General features: G+C 57.7%; 21 protein-coding genes. 14 read left to right on the plus strand and 7 right to left on the minus strand.

The features are described from left to right. Nucleotides 1-124 precede the first annotated feature (124 nt). Together ACODS3_RS08880 and ACODS3_RS08885 are read right to left on the minus strand one after the other, a co-directional pair. Nucleotides 125-1,345 (minus strand): CaiB/BaiF CoA transferase family protein, encoded by a 1,221-nt coding sequence (locus ACODS3_RS08880; protein ID WP_304574238.1) that lies wholly within the window; start codon nucleotides 1,343-1,345, stop codon nucleotides 125-127. Between the two features lie 10 nt (nucleotides 1,346-1,355). Next, entirely contained in the window at nucleotides 1,356-2,537 is a 1,182-nt protein-coding gene (locus tag ACODS3_RS08885; protein ID WP_201019708.1) for an acyl-CoA dehydrogenase, read from the minus strand. Between the two features lie 156 nt (nucleotides 2,538-2,693). On the opposite strand from ACODS3_RS08885, the gene ACODS3_RS08890 reads away from it, so the two are divergent. The 10 genes from ACODS3_RS08890 to ACODS3_RS08935 all read left to right on the plus strand — a co-directional run bounded on the left by ACODS3_RS08890 (nucleotide 2,694) and on the right by ACODS3_RS08935 (nucleotide 12,432). Then, nucleotides 2,694-3,602 carry a LysR family transcriptional regulator gene (locus ACODS3_RS08890; protein ID WP_489034000.1) on the plus strand — a complete coding sequence of 303 codons (909 nt, stop codon included), beginning with the start codon at nucleotides 2,694-2,696 and terminating at the stop codon, nucleotides 3,600-3,602. Between the two features lie 432 nt (nucleotides 3,603-4,034). Continuing rightward, entirely contained in the window at nucleotides 4,035-5,156 is a 1,122-nt protein-coding gene (locus tag ACODS3_RS08895; protein WP_201019710.1) for a Re/Si-specific NAD(P)(+) transhydrogenase subunit alpha, read from the plus strand. A gap of 10 nt (nucleotides 5,157-5,166) precedes the next feature. Continuing rightward, entirely contained in the window at nucleotides 5,167-5,487 is a 321-nt protein-coding gene (locus tag ACODS3_RS08900) for an NAD(P) transhydrogenase subunit alpha part 2 (protein ID WP_122315087.1), read from the plus strand. Next, nucleotides 5,487-6,941 (plus strand): NAD(P)(+) transhydrogenase (Re/Si-specific) subunit beta, encoded by a 1,455-nt coding sequence (locus tag ACODS3_RS08905; RefSeq protein WP_201019711.1) that lies wholly within the window; start codon nucleotides 5,487-5,489, stop codon nucleotides 6,939-6,941. The genes ACODS3_RS08900 and ACODS3_RS08905 overlap by 1 nt, the downstream gene beginning before the upstream one ends. Before the next feature lie 181 nt (nucleotides 6,942-7,122). Then, entirely contained in the window at nucleotides 7,123-8,616 is a 1,494-nt protein-coding gene (scpC, locus tag ACODS3_RS08910; protein ID WP_201019772.1) for a succinyl-CoA:acetate CoA-transferase ScpC, read from the plus strand. A gap of 320 nt (nucleotides 8,617-8,936) precedes the next feature. Next, nucleotides 8,937-9,152 carry a DUF1127 domain-containing protein gene (locus ACODS3_RS08915; protein WP_122315090.1) on the plus strand — a complete coding sequence of 72 codons (216 nt, stop codon included), beginning with the start codon at nucleotides 8,937-8,939 and terminating at the stop codon, nucleotides 9,150-9,152. Nucleotides 9,153-9,418: 266 nt separating this feature from the next. After that, nucleotides 9,419-9,736, plus strand: coding sequence for a DUF2388 domain-containing protein (locus tag ACODS3_RS08920; RefSeq protein ID WP_201019712.1), 318 nt, complete (start codon nucleotides 9,419-9,421; stop codon nucleotides 9,734-9,736). A 75-nt stretch (nucleotides 9,737-9,811) separates the two neighbouring features. Further along, entirely contained in the window at nucleotides 9,812-10,117 is a 306-nt protein-coding gene (locus ACODS3_RS08925) for a DUF2388 domain-containing protein (RefSeq protein ID WP_201001229.1), read from the plus strand. Nucleotides 10,118-10,153: 36 nt separating this feature from the next. Beyond that, nucleotides 10,154-10,474 (plus strand): DUF2388 domain-containing protein, encoded by a 321-nt coding sequence (locus ACODS3_RS08930; protein WP_025262532.1) that lies wholly within the window; start codon nucleotides 10,154-10,156, stop codon nucleotides 10,472-10,474. Further along, nucleotides 10,471-12,432: a DUF7844 domain-containing protein gene (locus ACODS3_RS08935; protein WP_489034001.1), complete on the plus strand. Its 1,962-nt coding sequence runs from the start codon at nucleotides 10,471-10,473 to the stop codon at nucleotides 12,430-12,432. Before ACODS3_RS08930 ends, ACODS3_RS08935 begins: the two co-directional genes overlap by 4 nt. Nucleotide 12,433: 1 nt before the next feature. Here ACODS3_RS08935 and ACODS3_RS08940 read toward each other — a convergent pair whose 3' ends face one another. The 5 genes from ACODS3_RS08940 to ACODS3_RS08960 all read right to left on the minus strand — a co-directional run bounded on the left by ACODS3_RS08940 (nucleotide 12,434) and on the right by ACODS3_RS08960 (nucleotide 15,635). Beyond that, nucleotides 12,434-12,811, minus strand: coding sequence for an SCP2 sterol-binding domain-containing protein (locus ACODS3_RS08940; protein ID WP_489034002.1), 378 nt, complete (start codon nucleotides 12,809-12,811; stop codon nucleotides 12,434-12,436). Between the two features lie 168 nt (nucleotides 12,812-12,979). Continuing rightward, complete coding sequence (locus tag ACODS3_RS08945; protein WP_201019715.1) at nucleotides 12,980-13,423, minus strand: hypothetical protein; 444 nt, start codon at nucleotides 13,421-13,423, stop codon at nucleotides 12,980-12,982. 277 nt (nucleotides 13,424-13,700) lie between these two features. Further along, complete coding sequence (locus tag ACODS3_RS08950; protein ID WP_025262535.1) at nucleotides 13,701-13,976, minus strand: HU family DNA-binding protein; 276 nt, start codon at nucleotides 13,974-13,976, stop codon at nucleotides 13,701-13,703. 190 nt (nucleotides 13,977-14,166) lie between these two features. Beyond that, on the minus strand, nucleotides 14,167-15,315 hold the full coding sequence (locus ACODS3_RS08955; protein ID WP_304574234.1) for an NAD(P)/FAD-dependent oxidoreductase: 1,149 nt from the start codon (nucleotides 15,313-15,315) through the stop codon (nucleotides 14,167-14,169). Nucleotides 15,316-15,467: 152 nt separating this feature from the next. Continuing rightward, nucleotides 15,468-15,635 (minus strand): rubredoxin, encoded by a 168-nt coding sequence (locus ACODS3_RS08960; RefSeq protein WP_198727897.1) that lies wholly within the window; start codon nucleotides 15,633-15,635, stop codon nucleotides 15,468-15,470. A 213-nt stretch (nucleotides 15,636-15,848) separates the two neighbouring features. On the opposite strand from ACODS3_RS08960, the gene ACODS3_RS08965 reads away from it, so the two are divergent. The 4 genes from ACODS3_RS08965 (at nucleotide 15,849) to phoR (ending at nucleotide 19,475) form a co-directional block, all read left to right on the plus strand. Beyond that, nucleotides 15,849-16,409 (plus strand): chorismate--pyruvate lyase family protein, encoded by a 561-nt coding sequence (locus tag ACODS3_RS08965; protein WP_489034003.1) that lies wholly within the window; start codon nucleotides 15,849-15,851, stop codon nucleotides 16,407-16,409. After that, the gene (ubiA, locus tag ACODS3_RS08970) at nucleotides 16,409-17,299 is read left to right on the plus strand and encodes a 4-hydroxybenzoate octaprenyltransferase (RefSeq protein WP_201019718.1); all 891 of its coding nucleotides are present in this window, start codon (nucleotides 16,409-16,411) and stop codon (nucleotides 17,297-17,299) included. The genes ACODS3_RS08965 and ubiA overlap by 1 nt, the downstream gene beginning before the upstream one ends. Nucleotides 17,300-17,399: 100 nt before the next feature. Next, nucleotides 17,400-18,089 carry a phosphate regulon transcriptional regulator PhoB gene (gene phoB / locus ACODS3_RS08975; RefSeq protein ID WP_025262540.1) on the plus strand — a complete coding sequence of 230 codons (690 nt, stop codon included), beginning with the start codon at nucleotides 17,400-17,402 and terminating at the stop codon, nucleotides 18,087-18,089. A 51-nt stretch (nucleotides 18,090-18,140) separates the two neighbouring features. Then, the gene (phoR, locus tag ACODS3_RS08980) at nucleotides 18,141-19,475 is read left to right on the plus strand and encodes a phosphate regulon sensor histidine kinase PhoR (protein ID WP_201001243.1); all 1,335 of its coding nucleotides are present in this window, start codon (nucleotides 18,141-18,143) and stop codon (nucleotides 19,473-19,475) included. The last annotated feature ends 22 nt before the right edge of the window (nucleotides 19,476-19,497 follow it).

A 19,497-nucleotide genomic window follows, 5' to 3' on the forward strand; every position in this document is an offset into this window, starting at 1 on the left:
CGGAAGTGGGGCGAATTATAGAGACATTAAATCGCCCGTCAACCGTTAATTTCAATTTCGCTGAAATTAGCTGTCACGGGCGCTTCATATATAGAAGAGCCTGCCATTCTCTCTATATAAGCTGCTAAAGCACCCCGGCCTCACGCAGCGCCATGACATCTTCGACCTTGAGCCCCAGGATGTTATGCAAGACCTCGTCGGTATGCTCCCCCAATAAAGGAGGAGCACGCCGGTATTCAACCGGGGTTTCAGACAATCGAATCGGGCTGGCCACCTGCGCGACGTTACCACCCAGAGCATGCGGCATGTCTATAGCCAGGCCACGCGCCCGAACCTGCGGATCTTCAAACACCTGGGCCAGATCATTGATCGGCCCACACGGCACACCTGCCGCCTCAAGCTCCTCGACCCACTGCGCTGTAGTCTTGAATACCGTCGCCTGGCGGATCAGGGGAATAAGCTCGGCCCGATTCGTCACTCGCAGCTTGTTGGTAAGGAAACGGGGATCATCCGCCCACTGCGCCTGCCCGGCCACTTCAGCAAACTTTCTGAATTGACTGTCATTACCGACCGTAAGGATGAAGTCGCCATCAGCAGTAGGAAAATCCTGATAAGGCACGATATTGGGATGCGCATTCCCCAAACGGCGCGGAGCAGTGCCCGTCGTGAGATAGTTCATCGCCTGGTTTGCCAGGCAAGCCACCTGCACATCCAGCAAAGCCATATCGATGTATTGCCCCACGCCACTCTGATCTCGATAAGCCAAGGCAGCCAGAATAGCGCTGGTCGAATAAAGGCCCGTCAGAATATCCGTCAACGCGACACCCACTTTCACAGGCCCGGCACCGCTTTCGCCTTCAGGTCGCCCGGTAAGGCTCATCAACCCGCCAAGCCCCTGGATCATGAAGTCATAACCCGCACGCCTGGCATAAGGCCCGCTTTGCCCGAACCCGGTAATGGAGCAATAGATCAGACGCGGGTTGATCGCCTTGAGCGCTTCGTAATCCAGCCCATAGGCAGCCAGGCCACCGACCTTGAAGTTCTCGATCAGGATATCGGAGCGCGCCGCCAGCTCACGCACCAGCTTCTGCCCTTGCGGCCGGGTGAAGTCGATGGTCACGGATTGCTTGTTGCGGTTGGCAGAGAGGTAATAAGCCGCTTCCGAGGTGTTCTCTCCTGCCGGGTCCTTCAGGAACGGCGGCCCCCATGATCGCGTATCGTCTCCATTGCCAGGACGCTCGACCTTTATGACGTCAGCCCCAAGATCCGCCAGGATCTGCCCCGCCCATGGCCCGGCCAGGACCCGTGACAGGTCCAGTACTCGAATATGCGAAAGCGCGCCCATTGCAGACTCCTTAATAGAAAGCCTGAATACCGGTTTGCGCACGCCCCAGAATCAACGCATGCACATCATGCGTACCTTCATAGGTATTCACGACTTCCAGGTTGACCAGATGGCGAGCAATACCAAACTCGTCCGAGATGCCATTGCCGCCCAGCATGTCGCGAGCCATCCGGGCGATATCCAGCGACTTGCCGCATGAGTTGCGCTTCATGATCGAGGTGATTTCCACCGCCGCGATACCTTCATCCTTCATGCGCCCCAGTCGCAGGCATCCCTGCAAGGCCAGGGTGATTTCGGTCTGCATGTCAGCGAGCTTCTTCTGGATCAACTGATTGGCAGCCAGAGGACGCCCGAACTGCTTGCGATCCAGCGTGTATTGCCGAGCGGTGTGCCAGCAGAACTCTGCCGCTCCCAAGGCCCCCCAGGAGATTCCGTAACGGGCCGAATTCAGGCAGGTAAAAGGGCCTTTGAGACCACGCACATCCGGGAAGATGTTTTCCTCAGGCACAAAAACGTTATCCATCACGATTTCGCCGGTGATGGATGCACGCAACCCCACCTTGCCGTGAATCGCCGGAGCACTCAGCCCGGCCCAGCCCTTCTCTAATACGAAACCGCGAATGTCGCCCTCATCATCCTTGCCCCAGACCACGAACACATCCGCGATCGGGCTATTGGTGATCCACATTTTATTGCCGGTCAGCCGATACCCGCCGTCGACCTTGCGGGCTCGGGTCATCATCGCGCCCGGATCAGAGCCGTGGTCAGGCTCGGTGAGGCCGAAACAGCCTATCCATTCGCCGGACGCCAGTTTTGGCAGGTATTTCTGTTTCTGGGCCTGGGTGCCGAACTCGTTGATCGGCACCATCACCAGAGAAGACTGGACGCTCATCATCGAGCGATAGCCTGAATCGACACGCTCCACTTCCCGAGCAATCAATCCGTAGCTCACATAATTCAAACCACTGCCGCCGAACTCTTCCGGGATGGTCGCCCCCAAAAGCCCTACTTCGCCCATTTCACGAAAAATCGCGATATCGGTCTGCTCATGACGGAAGGCTTCAAGGACCCGAGGAGCCAGCTTGCTTTGGGCGAACTGTTCAGCACTGCGCATAACCATGCGCTCTTCTTCTGTGAGCTGTTGATCCAGTAGCAGTGGATCGATCCAGTTGAAGCTTGCTTTACCACCCATGACTCACTCCTCGCGTTGTTCGCAAATGTTGTGGAGTGATCCTAGCCCCGCTTTCAGAGAGCGACAAACGACGATTACTCAAGGTCTTGTGCTAATTTCTCACTCCGTAACCCACAAAACAGCAATAGCTCCCAACAATGAGTGAGGCCAACGTACATGCGGCGAAAAATCCCCAGCACAGCCGCACTCGTCAGTTTCGAGTCTGCGGCTCGTCACGAGAGCTTTACCAAGGCGGCAAATGAACTTTCCCTGACCCAAAGCGCCATCTGCCGTCAGATCGGCAGCCTGGAAGAGTTCTTGGGGGTAGAACTGTTCCGACGCTCCAAGCGCGGCGTGAAGCTGACAGAAGCCGGCCTTTCCTACAGCCGTCGCGTTGCCGCACAACTGGATGCCGTTGAACGCGACACACTTTCGATCATGGGCCAGCAAGGGGCCAATGTGATTGAGCTGGCGGTCGTGCCCACCTTCGGCACGCAATGGCTGCTGCCACGGCTCAAGGATTTCCAGCAACACCACCCGCAAGTCACGGTCAACCTTACCAACCGCACTCGCCCCTTCCTGTTTGCCGACACCGATTTCGACGCCGCGATCTACTTCGGCGATGCCGACTGGCCAGGCACCGAGGCTTATCGCCTGATGGGCGAGAACCCCATGCCGGTATGCAGCCCGGCACTCATGCAAGGCCGCGATAGCCTGGATGCCCGGCACATAGCCGAGATGCCACTGCTGCAACAGACCACACGCCCTTACGCCTGGCGACAGTGGTTCAACGCGCAGAACATGAATATCGCACGTGACATGACGGGCCCTCGGTACGAGCTATTCTCAATGCTCGCCCAGGCAGCCATGCATGAGATGGGGATAGCCCTGATTCCGCCCTTCCTGATTCAGCGCGAGTTACAGGAAAAACGACTGGTCATTGCCAACCCTCACGCACTGCCGAGCATCAAGGCTTATCACTTGATGATTCCGGAGCGAAAAGTCGAATCAGCCTCTCTGCGAGCATTCAGAGACTGGCTGATCGCTCAAGCAGAGGGCTACAGGCTGCCGCCAGCAAGGGATTGAGCCCCGGAAGCAGAAAGTAGTGGCTATTCAAAAACACCTACAAACATAAGGTTTTGTCGCATAAAGACAACCTTGCGTCACGGTGGGAAAATTACACAAAGTGCTTTATTTACGTGCCCTTTAGCTGTTTTTGAAGAGTGAGGGCGCAATGCCTGAAAAAATCCTCTTTTCCACATTTTTCAGATGGAATCTCCTACAAGCCTTATAGATAAAGGCTTTCAGCCATTAATTGCGACAATAGGTCACAGGATGACTTGTAGTTAATTTATAGTCTCGTTACAGAATGTGTTGAAGCGCCCAGACTTCAATTGCAGAATGCTCCGCCCCCTGGCTTTCAAGGCCCGGGGACATGCTGATCGGCCACCCCAGACGCACCAGCCGTAGTGCGCTGGCCTATTTATGAAGATAAAGAGATCACGCAGGAGATTTGACGTGCACATTGGTGTTCCTCTTGAAACCCAAACGGGTGAAACACGGGTTGCTGCCACCCCGGAAACCATCAAAAAGCTGATCAGCCAAGGCCATAGAATCACTGTGCAAAGCGGAGCAGGCATTCATGCCAGCGTGCCGGACAGTGCCTATGAAGCCGCAGGCGCCACCATTGGTGGAGCAGGCGAAGCCTTCGCAGGTGAGCTGATCCTCAAAGTCACAGCCCCCAACGACAGCGAGCTGGCTCTGATAAAGAGCGGCACGATCGTCATCGGGATGCTTAACCCGTTCAACAACGAGACCATCGCCAGACTGGCCGAACGCGGCATCACCGCTTTCGCACTCGAAGCGGCACCGCGTACCTCCCGCGCCCAAAGCCTCGACGTGCTGTCTTCTCAAGCCAACATTGCCGGTTACAAGTCCGTGCTGCTGGCAGCTCATCACTACCCTCGCTTCATGCCAATGCTGATGACCGCTGCCGGCACAGTAAAAGCGGCTCGGGTTCTGGTACTCGGTGCAGGCGTTGCAGGGCTGCAGGCCATTGCTACAGCCAAGCGACTGGGCGCAGTAGTAGAAGCCTCTGACGTGCGACCTGCCGTCAAAGAGCAGATCGAGTCTCTGGGCGCCAAGTTCATCGATGTCCCGTACGAAACCGATGAAGAGCGCGAGTGCGCCGAAGGGGTTGGCGGTTACGCACGGCCAATGCCTGCGAGCTGGATGCAGCGTCAGGCTGTCGCCGTTCATGAGCGCGCCAAGCTGTCGGACATTGTGATCACGACCGCATTGATTCCCGGCCGCAAGGCACCGGTACTGCTCAGCGCCGAAACCGTGGCGCAGATGAAACCCGGCTCGGTGGTCATCGATCTGGCAGCGGCACAAGGCGGCAACTGCCCACTGACAGTGGCCGATCAAGTGGTGGTCGAGCATGGCGTGACCATCGTCGGGCACACCAACCTGCCCGCGCTGGTCGCAGCGGACGCTTCGGCGCTTTACGCCCGTAACCTGCTGGACTTCATGAAGCTGCTGTTCGACAAGGACGGCCAGTTGCAGATCAATCTCGAAGACGACATCGTCGCCGCGTGCCTGATGTGCCGCGACGGCCAAGTCATTCGCAAGAACGGCTGAGGACAAGACAATGGAAGAGTTGATCTCCCCTGGTATCTATAACCTGATCATTTTTGTACTGGCGATCTATGTCGGTTACCACGTGGTCTGGAACGTGACACCTGCCCTGCATACGCCGCTGATGGCCGTGACCAACGCCATCTCCGCCATTGTGATCGTCGGCGCCATGCTCGCCGCAGCCCTGACGGTCACGCCTCTGGGCAAGATCATGGGCACGCTTGCCGTGGCTCTGGCTGCCGTGAATGTGTTCGGTGGTTTTCTCGTCACCCGGCGCATGCTGGAAATGTTCAAGAAGAAAGCACCCAAGGCAAAAGATGAGGTGCAGAAGTAATGAGCATGAATCTGGTCACCCTGCTTTATCTGATCGCTTCGATCTGCTTCATCCAGGCCCTTAAAGGGCTGTCACACCCCACCACTTCCCGTCGCGGCAACCTGTTCGGCATGCTGGGCATGGGCCTGGCGGTGATTACCACCGTGGGCCTGGTCTTCAAGCTGGCTGCGCTTTCGACCGTCGAAGGCACCAGCGCGGGGATTGGCTATATCGTTGTCGGCCTGCTGGTCGGTGGCACGGCGGGGTCGATCATGGCCAAGCGTGTCGAGATGACCAAAATGCCGGAGCTGGTCGCCTTCATGCATAGCATGATCGGTCTTGCAGCGGTGTTCATCGCCATTGCCGCCGTTGTGGAGCCACAGTCTCTGGGCATCGTGCGCAATCTGGGCGACGCGATACCGGCAGGCAACCGTCTGGAACTGTTCCTGGGCGCAGCCATTGGTGCAGTCACTTTCTCCGGCTCGGTGATCGCCTTCGGCAAGCTGTCAGGCAAGTACAAATTCCGTCTGTTCCAGGGCGCACCCGTACAGTTTGCCGGACAGCACAAGCTGAACCTGATTCTCGGGCTGGCCACGCTGTTCTTTGGCCTGACGTTCATGTTCACCGGCAACCTGACAGCCTTCGCAATCATGCTGGCCCTGGCCTTCGTGATCGGCGTGCTGTTGATCATCCCGATTGGCGGCGCAGACATGCCGGTGGTCGTATCGATGCTCAACAGTTATTCGGGCTGGGCGGCAGCAGGTATCGGCTTCTCGCTGAACAACTCGATGCTGATCATTGCCGGCTCGCTGGTGGGTTCTTCGGGCGCGATTCTGTCCTACATCATGTGCAAGGCCATGAACCGCTCGTTCTTCAACGTGATCGGCGGCGGTTTCGGCGGCGCAACAGAAGCAGGCGGCCCGACAGGTGCCAAGGAAGCACGCCCGGTCAAATCCGGCTCGGCAGACGATGCCACCTTCCTGCTGACCAACGCCGACACCGTGATCATTGTTCCAGGCTATGGCCTGGCGGTAGCACGGGCACAGCATGCGCTGAAGGAGCTGACTGAAAAGCTGATCCATCACGGCGTCACCGTAAAATACGCCATCCACCCGGTTGCCGGACGGATGCCGGGACACATGAACGTGCTGCTGGCCGAGGCAGAAGTGCCTTATGACCAAGTGTTCGAGATGGAAGACATCAACTCCGAGTTCGGGCAGGCCGATGTGGTGCTGGTACTGGGCGCCAACGACGTGGTCAACCCGGCAGCCCGCAACGACCCCAAATCGCCGATTGCCGGGATGCCGATTCTCGAAGCCTTCAAGGCCAAGACGATCATCGTCAACAAGCGCTCAATGGCCAGCGGCTATGCCGGTCTGGACAACGAACTCTTCTATATGGATAAAACCATGATGGTGTTCGGAGATGCCAAAAAGGTGATCGAGGACATGGTTAAGGCTGTGGAAAACGCTTAGCCTCAATTCGCTTCAGAAAAGCCCCAGTGCGTTCTGCGCCTGGGGCTTTTTTACATTCCGCGTAACAGTGTTTTGCCTTGAAAGGCCCTGATTAGAGCCCTCCAATGCGACCTTGGTCGCGGGACGAAAAAAACCTGAATCTCTAGACTTGACCCTCGCTTCCACCTTCGAGACAGAATCCATGTACCGCGACCGTATCCGCTTGCCTTCTTTGATGAGCAAGGTAATGAGTGCAGCAGATGCCGCTGCCTTGATTGAAGATGGCATGACCGTCGGCATGAGCGGCTTTACCCGCGCCGGTGAAGCCAAGGCCGTTCCCCATGCCTTGGCCGAGCGCGCCAGAGTGTCGCCCCTGAAGATCAGCCTCATGACCGGCGCCAGCCTGGGCAACGACCTGGACAAGCAACTGACCGAAGCCGGCGTGCTGTCGCGTCGCATGCCTTTCCAGGTCGACAATACGCTACGCAAGGCAATCAACGACGGCACGGTCATGTTCATCGACCAGCATTTGTCCGATACAGTTGAACAGTTGCGCAACCGCCAGATCAAGGCGGTCGATCTGGCGGTCATCGAATGCGTGGCAATTACCGAAGAAGGCCACCTGGTGCTCAGCACCTCCGTCGGCAACTCGGCCAGCTTCGCAATCCTTGCCAAACAGGTCATCGTGGAGATCAACCTGTCCCAGCCGCTGGAGCTGGAGGGCCTGCACGATATCTATATTCCCAGCTACCGGCCGACCCGCCTGCCCATCCCGGTTCTGGAGGCCGATTCGCGCATCGGCAGCGGCGCCGTCAAGATCGACCCGGCGAAGATCGTCGGCATTGTCATCAGCGATCAGGCCGACTCGCCTTCTACAGTCCTGCCACCGGATACCGAAACCCAGGCCATCGCCAACCATCTGGTGGAATTCTTCAAGAAAGAAGTACGCGAAGAACGGCTGACCAACCAGCTAATGCCCTTGCAGGCCGGGATCGGCACCATCGCCAATGCCGTGATGCATGGCCTGCTGGACTCGCCGTTCCATGACATGACCATGTATTCCGAAGTGCTGCAGGACTCGACTTTCGACTTGTTCGATGCAGGCAAACTTAGCTTCGCATCAGGCAGCTCCATGACCCTGTCGGCCGCCAAGCACGAACAGGTGTTCTCGGACTTCAACCGCTACAAGTCACGGCTGGTGCTACGTCCGCAAGAGATTTCCAACCACCCTGAAGTCATCCGCCGCCTGGGCATCATTGGCATCAACACCGCACTGGAATTCGACCTGTACGGCAACGTGAATTCGACCCACGTGTGCGGCACCCGAATGATGAACGGCATCGGCGGCTCCGGCGACTTCTCGCGCAATGCCCACCTGGCCATCTTCGTCACCAAATCCATCGCCAAGGGCGGTTCGATTTCCAGCGTGGTGCCCATGGTGAGCCATGTCGACCATACCGAGCATGACGTGGACATCCTCGTCACCGAGCAAGGCCTGGCCGATCTGCGCGGCCTGGCACCTCGCGAGCGCGCACGGGTCATCATCGACAACTGTGTGCATCCAGACTATCGCGAGGCTCTGAATGAATACTTTGCAGCAGCCTGCGCCGTCGGAGGACATACCCCGCATATCCTGCGCGAAGCACTGAGTTGGCACATCAACCTTGAAGAAACCGGCCGCATGCTGCCAGCCTGAGGAACACAGTTGGAAGTGAGCAAGAGATTTCTTTGCTCACTTTCCGGCGTCATTCGACAAGGCTGAAAGAAACTGTACTTCTGTACCGGTCAAAAACCGGCTCAAAACACCCAATATCACCAAGACGGAACACAAAACGCACCAAATAAGTGCCAACCGGTACAGTTGCCCCATTTACGAACAAAACAGTGCCTATAAACAGTTAACTGAACCATCACAATACAAATGAACTGTGTCTGTAGATACTGGCCGACTGAGAGGAAGATAGGCACCAGTCAAGTCATTCTCTAAACCCGCCACAAGCGGAAGGAAGTCACACCATGGAACGTACAGTCAGTTCCGACCTGTTCAACGAAAGCACCGTCAACACTGCACAAGCTGCATGGCCTCTGCGCGTATTCGCCAACCTGATGCTCTGGCAGCGTCGCCTCTCCAGCCGCCATCAACTGGCTCGCCTGGACGCACGTTTGCTGGCCGACGCAGGTATCAGCGAAGCACAGCGTTACGAAGAGCTGAGCAAGCCGTTCTGGCGCTAACTCAAGCGCCCGCTGGTCCAGACCTCACCGGTCTCTCACCAGCACCCCGAATTGCTTAACACAAGGCCCGTCTCAGGCAACTGAGACGGGTCTTGTCGTTTACGGGCTGAAATATCCTGAACAGGTACAGTTTTAAAAATCAAAACAAATACCTGTACAGTTCCCACACAGATCGCGATTCGCCCAACGGCCCGTACAGCACAATGACAAGCTCATTACCGCTGGGATAGGCTAATGCCCACTCCGTCACACTCTGGAACTCCACCATGACTCTGCTCCGTATCATTGCCGCTGCCGCACTGCTGACAGCGGCTGCCAGTGCAAACGCCACCAGCTTCATAGTCACGACTGATGCAGTCGTCGGCGCAGTCGCTGCATCCAGCGAGGCAACCTCCGATGCTTCTTCCTCTTTGAGAGACGACAAGATCGTGCGAGCAGCCCGTGACGAAGCCGCCAGCTTCGTGGCCAGCGAAGGCGACATCCGAGGTGCTCAACTTGAAGGCGCGTTCCAGCACATCCGTCAGCAGTACCCGAACCTGGGTGCGACAGATACACAACTGGCCCAAGCCATTCTGGCCATCTGAACCGAGGCCTCAGGGGTAGCTCTAAGCAGGGCATTGCGCTAGCCTTGGGCCTCGTTTTGCCAGTCATTGAAAGTTATGCGTTTACTACCTCTTCTGTTTGCTGCTCCAATCGCCAGCCTGATCTGGGTCTCCCAGGCTCAGGCCTTCGATACGACGACACAGAGCCTGGTCATTACCGGATACGTCACCAGCCAGGTCACCACTGCTCCCTTTGACAGAAAACTGATAATGGCCGCTCAGGACGATGCGGCGGCGTTTGTGGCCACTGACGGCCAGATTCGCGGTGCGCGGCTGGAGTCGGCGTTGCGTACCCTGCGAAATACCCAGTCAAAACTTCATGCCAGCGACCTTGAACTGGCAGAAACAATCCTCGTCCAATAGTCACTTTTGACCTCTTTGCGTAACTGGAGACGTTACATGCGTACCCCGCTGATTGCCGCCACCCTTGGCCTGCTAGTCATGGCAGACATTGCCCAGGCCCAGACTGTCGTGGCCACGAGCAATATCATCGTTCGCGCTTTCGGTCGTTCCATCGACTTTACCTCGGATACCACCACTTCGATCCGCGACTCCAAGGTCGTGATCCAGGCCAAAGACGATGCCGCCAGCTACGTAGCCAGCGACGGTGATATTCACGGCGCTCAACTCGATGCCGCTTTCGATACCCTGCGCACCCGCGTGCCTGAAGCGCGTGATGCCAGTGACCGGACACTGGCCGAAGCCATTCTTGCTCTGTGAGACGTCTTGGCGCCTGGCTGCTTGCCGGCGCATTGTCGCTGGTCGCCCCGCATGCTCTTGCCAGCCTGACGCTTGAGCTGCAGACCGACGGCCTGAACCCTGCACAACAGCGTGCGAGTCAGACACTGCTCGATGAAGCCATGCGTGCCTTGCCGCCAAGCTTCATCAAGGACCTGGACCGGCGCGTTGAAGTGCGCTGGTCCGGCGATATGCCTGAAAACGCCTACGGCCAGGCTGCCGGACCCTACAGGCTTTATCTCAATACAAAACTGCTGGAGCCGTTGACTGACGGTTCGGCAGCCACCACTCAGACAGGACGCCCCCACGGCACAGTCCGGCGCGAAATGCTCGCCACGGTCCTGCACGAACTGACCCACGCCTACGACCGCGCCCGTCTATGGTCCTCGACACAACGCGCCCTGATATTCCGCTGCTCACGCCAGAACAGTTCAGCAGGCAACATTGGCCTGCCCGACAACTGCCGTGGCGAAACCGAGCGACGCTTTACCCTGAGCGATGACGCGCGCCTGCTGGACCTGGCAGGCTGGCAGCAATATGTCGGCCGACGCGGCGAGCGCGAGGAACACAACGGGCAGGTCGTACGCAGCCCGGACATCTACGAAACCACAAGCCCGCTGGAATTCGTGGCCGTGAACATGGAGTACTTCCTGCTCGACCCGGCCTATGCCTGTCGCCGCCCAGCGCTATATAACTACTACAAGGAACACTTCGGCTGGGCTCCGCCGCAGAAAGACGAATGCCCGGCCTTTTTCCCGTACCTGAATGCCGGCAGCGATTTCGGACGCGAGCCTTTGGGCAAGCTCGATCCGGAACGGGTCTATGAAGTCGATTACCTGCTGGCCGAAGCCAATCAGAACTGGGTAAGCCGCTGGGGCCACAGCATGCTGCGTCTGGTGATCTGCAAACCAGGCCGTCCGCGAGGCCCGGATTGCCGGCTGGATCTGGATCAGCATCTGGTCCTGTCTTACCGGGCATTCGTGGGCGATGTTCAGCTTTCCAGCTGGGACGGCCTGATGGGAGCCTATCCATCACGGCTTTTCGTGCTGCCGCTGGCCCAGGTCATCGACGAATACACCAAGACCGAACTGCGCAGCCTCGCTTCCGTGCCGATCAAACTGACTCGCCCCGAAATCGAAGGGCTGGTGCAGCATGCGGCCGAGATGCACTGGAGCTACGACGGCAACTATTACTTCCTGTCCAACAACTGCGCAGTGGAAAACCTCAAACTGCTGCGCAGCGGTACCCACAATCCCAAGCTCGTCGGCCTGGACAGCATCCTGCCCAACGGCTTGCTGGAAGTACTCAAAGGCCGGGGGCTGGCCGATACCAGCGTGCTGGACGATCCAAAGGAAGCACTGCGCCTGGGTTATCGCTTCGACTCCTATCGCGACCGCTATCAGGCGATGTTCGAGGTTTTGAAGAAACACCTGCCCATCAAGCAAGCCACTGTCGAAGACTGGCTGACACTGTCGGCCAAGGAGCGCAGCCAGTGGTTCGATAAAGCAGACCTGCGCACCAGCGCCGCCATTCTCCTGCTGGAGCAGGCAAGCTTGCGTCGACAACTGCTGCTGGCCCAGGACGAAGTGAAACAACGCTACCTCGGCGCGCGCGAACAGAAAGACGGTAGCGTCTCCCAGGCCTCAAAGACGCTACAGGAAATTCTCGCCAGTAGCGGTTTCCTCAGCCGTCCTGCCGAATTGCTGGGCAGCAGCGGCTACGGCTTGCCGCAGACTGGCGAGTGGCAGCGGCTTGAAGCGGAGAGCAGTCAGCGCCAGAAACAACTGAAGCGCCTGACCGGTGATCTCGACAAGGAAGTACGCGCCCTGCTTGAGCCCGAACGCGCCAGCGAGATCGCGGCCAACGAAGCCAACCTCAAACAGATGGGCGAGCATTTGCGCCAGCTACATAAAGCGGCGGGCGGATTGCAGTTGCCTTGAATCAGCGGGGCTTCTTTTTCGGTTTCAGGTACTTGGTCAGGCCCTGAAACCACATCACCAGAGCCGCGTTGCCCTTGATCTGGATATCTTTGTCCTGAATCCCTTTCATGAACGCCAGTTGCTTGTTACTGGCCTGCATCGTGGTAAACCCGAAGGCGGCGTCTCGAAAGGAAATGGCGAATGCAGGTTCGGCAACCACGCCACCGGCACTGCGAATACGCTGACCACTGACGATGAAATGGCGAGCAACCTTGCCATCGGCGGTCTGTAACTGGAAGGTCAGCTCCTTGTCGGCAAGCTGCTGCTGAAACGCAGGATTGGTACGGCTGGCCCGAGCCATCAGAAGGCCCAGCATCCAGAGCAGGAAACGAAACTTCATACACATTGCCTCAGCAAAAAGTCAGCCCGGTCAGAGCGAGTGGTGAGGCAGTGTAGCGGGTTATAGAGAGCAATCCTGTAGGACAATCGTGTTTTTTCGGCGAAGATCGAATCATTAAGCCAGAAACGCTGCCCCGCATGGAGAGCAGCGTTACCGTACAGAATCAGATCAGCGGATGCTGTTGATGCTGCCTTTGTTGCCCGTGACCTTCACATTCACCTTCTTGAAGATGAAGTAGTCCTGAACATTGACTTCATAGCGTGGCGCTACGATCAGATCGGCACCGGACGATTTGACCGCCTTGTAGGCAGCCGCAGCCTTGGTTGCCGAAACCGGGTCAGGCAGAGGCAAGCTCAGACTGCTACCACCACTTGCGCCACCATAAACAACGCCATCCGCGTAGCGATTATCGCCACCAAAGCTCAGGAAGTTGAACAGAATGTTGGTCGACGACTCGCCACTGATAGTGTCGCCCACTTTGACGTCAGCCTTGAGTTCCGTTTTGACCACACCTTCAAGCGGTGCAGTCGGCTGGCTCACGTTGTAACTCACGCAGCCACTGGTTGTGGCGATCAGGGTTGCAACGGCAGCAGTCATCCATAATTTTTTCATTCTTGATTCCAAGGGTCATTTTTAATGAGGTGCAGCAGGGGCGGCACTTTAAGGAAATGAGCCATTGGAAAAAGTCAGGAGATTCCTACACAAACAAAGACAAATAACACCTTGCGGTAGGAAATTTCTAACAATCAATCAAAAGCAGTGAGCGCAATCAAAAGCCCACTCGTACGGCCATATCTTGTTGGTCCAGGCGTAAAAAAACGGGCACCCCATCCAATGGGTGTGCCCGTTTCGATGACTGCTCGCCTCCCGCCAAGGCGCGCAGTGAGTGTTATGGATTGACGCTGTCTTTGAGAGCCTTGCCAGGCTTGAAGGCAACGGTATTGCTTGCTTTGATTTTCACCGGTTCTCCCGTTTGCGGGTTCTTGCCGGTGCGGGCACCGCGATGGCGTTGCAGGAATGTACCGAAGCCAACCAGAGTCACGCTGTCCTTGCGGTGCAGTGCGCCGGTGATTTCTTCAAGGATGGCGTTGAGGACGCGGTTGGATTGCTCTTTGGTGAGGTCCGCTTTTTCAGCAATAGCAGCTGCGATATCTGGTTTACGCATGTATGAAGCCTCTTTACGGTTTTTTGTTTTTATGTCCCGTACTGCTTATGCAAAGCAGCGACAAGGTGCCGCGACGGCTCTACGTAGCGGCAGACGTGAACGAGAATGGCATGCCGATGAAGCACGCGCCAGTACATGCGCAACGTTTATAGGACGAAAAAAGCGACCTATCCGACAAAACGACCCATATTCAGGCCAATAACGCGGGTAACGTCTTGTTCAGAGCCAGTTTTTCCATCACTGCCGCCCCGGTCAGCGCATAGCCCAGCAGTTGCCCTTCTGCGTCATGACACAAGGCTTTTATGTCGGCGCCTTGCCCTTCGACACTCCAGATGCCCTCCGTACCGCGAGGTGGAGGAGAAACCACCAGAGGACAAACCGGGGTTTTAACGGTAATGGGCATCGGGCCATATTTGACGCTGGTCGGCGTACCCGCCAGGGTTTGCGCCAAGGCACGGGCGCAGCTCATCAGCGGCATGACGTAAAGCAGGTTCAAGCCATCGACTTCAGCGCAATCGCCCAACGCATGGATATTGGCGTGGGTGGTTTGCAGGTGGCGGTCAACCACGACACCGCGCCCTGTCTGCAAACCCGCAGCAGCGGCCAGATCGACTCGTGGACGCAGGCCGATGGCCGAGACGACCAGATCGCAGGCGATCACCTGCCCGTCGGACAAATGCGCCTCAAGCCCCTGCTCATTGCGCTGAAGGCGGGTAAGGATCGGCCCCAGATGGAAACGGGCGCCGATGCCTTCAAGCCCCGCCTGCACGGCAGCCGCAGCAGCGGGAGGCAACAGGGTTGGCATGACCTGCTCGCAGGGCGCAACCAGATCGACCTCATAGCCACCCAGGATCAGGTCGTTGGCAAACTCACAGCCGATCAGGCCGGCACCAAGGATCAAGACCCGCTTCCTGCCTGCTGCCGCTGCACGGAAACGGGCGTAATCCTCAAGATCGTTGATCGGAAAAATGGCGTCCTGAGCATCGCCCTCGACAGGAACCCGAATGGTTTCTGCGCCCCAGGCCAGCACCAGATCGCGGTAATACACCGCCTCCTCGCCGATCCATAGCCGCTTATGCCCAGGATCGATGCCGCTGATGCGGGTGTGGGTGCGTACCTCTGCCTTGAGCTGATCCGCCATGGCACCCGGTTGCGCCATGCTCAGTTCGTCGGCTTCCTTGCTCTTGCCAAAGCCGGTGGACAGCATGGGTTTTGAATAGGAGCGGCCATCATCGGCCGTAATGAGCAACAGCGGGGTTTCGCCGTCCAGTTTGCGAAACTCACGGGCGAGGTTGTAGCCAGCAAGGCCGGTACCGATGATAACGACAGGTGCGCTCATTACTTCTCTCATCAAAAAATTGTGGGAGGCAGCTTGCTGGCGAAAAGGCCTGAAAACCGGCAGATATTCTGCGTCTGCACGCTGAAGTCGCCAGCAAGCTGCCTCCCACAAAGTGATTTAGGACCTTAACTGGTCGGCATTATTCTGCAGGATCAGGCGATTTCAATCATTTCAAAGTCGATCTTGCCGACACCGCAATCCGGGCAAAGCCAGTCTTCGGGCACATCTTCCCAGCGAGTGCCGGGCGCAATACCGTCATCAGGCCAGCCATCGGCTTCGTTGTAGATAAGGCCACAGACAATGCATTGCCACTTTTTCATGGTTCGGGTCCCTCGATTATCAGGCTAAATACTGGCGCAGCGGTCGATTGCCACCGGTCCGGGTGTCAGGAGTCAGATCCTCGCGAGGTTTGTACTGGCCATAGCACGCATATGCAAGCCTGTTTGTGCTGCCAGGTGCTCGGCCGGTCGTCGGTCAGGCCCGGCAATCATGCTAAGCTCGCCTTCCTCGATGACTGCCAATAATGGCTTACCGTGACCCAGCAAAACCCAGCATTACCTACCACCCTCTGGCTGAAACGCGAGCAACTGTCCGAGGTGCCCGGGCCGCAGGTTCTCGACTGGCTGTTCAATCAGGACTCTCTGACCCGCCGCCTGAACCGCCTGTCCGCAGACGGTTTCAGCGTCACGCTCCTGTTTGAAGGCTGGCAGCCGCTGCGCCCAGACGAATGCGCCGCTCTTGAGCTACCCGAAGCCAGCCTGGGCTGGGTGCGTGAAGTGTATTTGCGTGGTCGCGGCGAGAAGTGGGTATTCGCCCGCAGTGTCGCCGCCCGCAGTGCCTTGCTTGAAGGCGGCCTGAATATGGATGAACTGGGAACACGTTCGTTAGGCGAATTGCTGTTCAGCGATAAAGCCTTCGAGCGCGGCCCGCTGCAAGTCTGTCGCTACCCCGAAGCCTGGCTGCCCGAGGCGGATGTCGCCAGCGACTTGTGGGCGCGTCGTTCGCGCTTCAGCCGTGGCCCGCTGAGCGTGCTGGTCGCCGAGATTTTCCTGCCCAACCTCTGGAACGCGCTCAAGAGCGAGGAACACTCCTGATGTACCTGTCGCTGCTCAAATCCCTCAATCGCCTGAACCCTCGTGCCTGGGACTTCATCCAACTGACCCGCATCGACAGGCCCATCGGCGTCTACCTGCTGCTTTGGCCAACACTCTGGGCCTTGTGGATTGCCGGGGAAGGTTCGCCCTCACTGGCCAATGTGCTGATTTTCGTGACGGGTGTGTTTCTGATGCGTGCCGCTGGCTGCGTCATCAACGACTTCGCCGACCGCAAGGTGGACGGCCATGTAAAACGCACCGAGCAACGCCCGCTGGTCAGCGGCAAGGTCAGTTCCCGTGAAGCTCTGGCCTTGTTCGCCATCCTGGTGACCCTGAGTTTCCTGCTGGTCCTGCTGACCAACTCGACGACTGTCTGGTTGTCGTTCGGCGGTCTGGCGCTGGCAGCCTGCTATCCGTTCATGAAGCGTTATACCTATTACCCGCAAGTGGTATTGGGCGCCGCATTCTCCTGGGGAATGCCCATGGCATTCACGGCAGAAACCGGCACATTGCCTGCCGCAGCGTGGTTGCTCTACATCGCCAACCTGCTGTGGACCGTGGCCTACGACACTTACTACGCCATGGTGGACCGCGACGATGACCTGAAGATCGGCGTGAAATCCACCGCCGTGCTGTTCGGGGATGCCGACCGCATCATCATCCTGACACTTCAGGGGCTGGCGCTGGGTTGCCTGGTACTGGCGGGCATACGCTTCGAGCTGGGGGCTTGTTTCTATATAGGCCTGTTGGTGGCGACCGGATGCTTTGTCCGGGAATACTGGAGCACTCGCCTGCGCGACCGGGATGCCTGTTTCAAGGCATTCCTGCATAACCACTGGGTCGGGCTGGCGATCTTTCTGGGGATTGTGGCGGACTACGCACTGCGCTGATTTGCGGCCCCGTGCTAGCCTCATTCCAACATGTCACACGACTGCAATAATTCCGTTATCTAATGCGCCCCAAGACAGTTAAATGACAAGAGGTTCAAGCATGGCTGGCAGGAGCATCCTGATCGTTGACGACGAAGCCCCGATTCGTGAAATGATCGCCGTCGCATTGGAAATGGCCGGCTATGACTGTATGGAGGCCGAGAACTCCCAACAGGCCCATGCGATTATCGTCGACCGCAAACCAGACCTTATCCTGCTCGACTGGATGCTGCCCGGCACATCCGGTATCGAGCTGGCACGTCGCCTCAAGCGTGACGAACTGACCGGCGACATCCCGATCATCATGCTGACGGCCAAGGGCGAAGAGGACAACAAGATCCAGGGTCTTGAAGTCGGTGCCGACGATTACATCACCAAACCCTTCTCGCCGCGCGAGCTGGTGGCGCGCCTGAAGGCTGTACTGCGCCGCGCAGGCCCGAGCGACGGCGAAGCGCCGATAGAAGTCGGTGGTCTGCTGCTAGACCCGGTCAGCCACCGTGTAACCATCGATGGCAAACCGGCAGAAATGGGGCCTACCGAATACCGTCTGCTGCAATTCTTCATGACCCACCAGGAACGCGCCTACACCCGCGGCCAATTGCTGGATCAAGTCTGGGGAGGCAACGTCTATGTCGAAGAGCGTACCGTGGACGTCCATATCCGACGCCTGCGCAAAGCCTTGGGCGATGCTTACGAGAATCTGGTACAAACCGTGCGCGGCACCGGCTATCGCTTTTCCACCAAAAGCTGAGAGCCGTTTTCGTAGAGACACAGGGCATCCGCCAATGTGTACCCGTCAAGGATGTACTTTCAATTGAATCGTAACTGGCACGGTACGCTGATACGCCATATGTTGCTGCTGGTTACCGCCTGCCTGGTGGTCGGCCTGATAAGCGGCGAACATGGCTGGAGCCTGGCTATCGGGCTGGGGCTTTACCTGGCCTGGACCCTCAAGCAATTGCTGCGCCTGCATGAATGGCTGAGCAATCATGCGACTGACGAGCCACCACCTGATGGCTATGGCCTGTGGGGCGAAGTCTTCGACAGCATCTATCACTTGCAGCGCCGGGACCAACGTGTGCGTGGTCGCCTGCAAGCGGTCATCGACCGTGTCCAGGAATCCACTGCGGCGCTTCGGGACGCAGTGATCATGCTCGACAGCGAGGGCAACCTGGAATGGTGGAACCGCGCAGCCGAAACGCTTCTGGGCCTCAAGACACCTCAGGACAGCGGCCAACCGGTCACCAACCTGGTCCGCCATCCGCGCTTCAAGGAATACTTCGCGCTGGGCAACTACAGCGAACCGCTGGAAATTCCCTCTCCGACCAAGGACCACTTGCGCATCCAGCTGTTGATTACCCGTTATGGCAACAACGAACACCTGATGCTGGTGCGCGATGTGACGCGCATCCATCAACTGGAACAGATGCGTAAAGACTTCGTGGCCAACGTTTCCCATGAGCTGCGCACGCCGCTGACGGTCATCTTCGGCTATCTGGAAACGCTGCTCGACAACGTTGATGAGGTGAATCCGCGCTGGGTCCGGGCCTTGCAGCAGATGCATCAGCAAGGCGGACGCATGCAGACGCTGCTCAACGACTTGCTGCTGCTGGCCAAACTTGAAGCAACCGACTACCCCTCGGACAACCATCCGGTGGCGGTTGTGACACTGCTCAAGACCATCAAGGCCGATGCCAAAGCCTTGTCAGCCAGCAAGAACCATCAGATCACGCTTGATGTCGAAAGCGACATGCAGCTCAAAGGCAGTGAAACCGAGCTGCGCAGTGCGTTTTCCAACCTGATTTTCAATGCTGTGAAATACACACCGGCAGAAGGCAACATCCGTATTCGCTGGTGGAGCGATGAACGCGGCGCTCACCTGAGCGTGCAGGACTCGGGAATCGGTATCGAAACCAAGCATCTGCCGCGCCTGACCGAGCGGTTCTACCGCGTCGACACCAGCCGTGCATCCAATACAGGCGGCACCGGCCTGGGACTGGCTATCGTGAAACATGTACTGCTGCGCCATCGCGGCACTCTTGAAATCAACAGCGTGCCGGGCAAGGGCAGTGTGTTCACCTGTCATTTTGCAGCCATCCAGATGGCAAAACCCGGAGATGGGGATCCAGACTACTAGGCAAGCTGGCTTCTAGCCGCTA

The organism is Pseudomonas sp. FG43 (assembly GCF_057809175.1).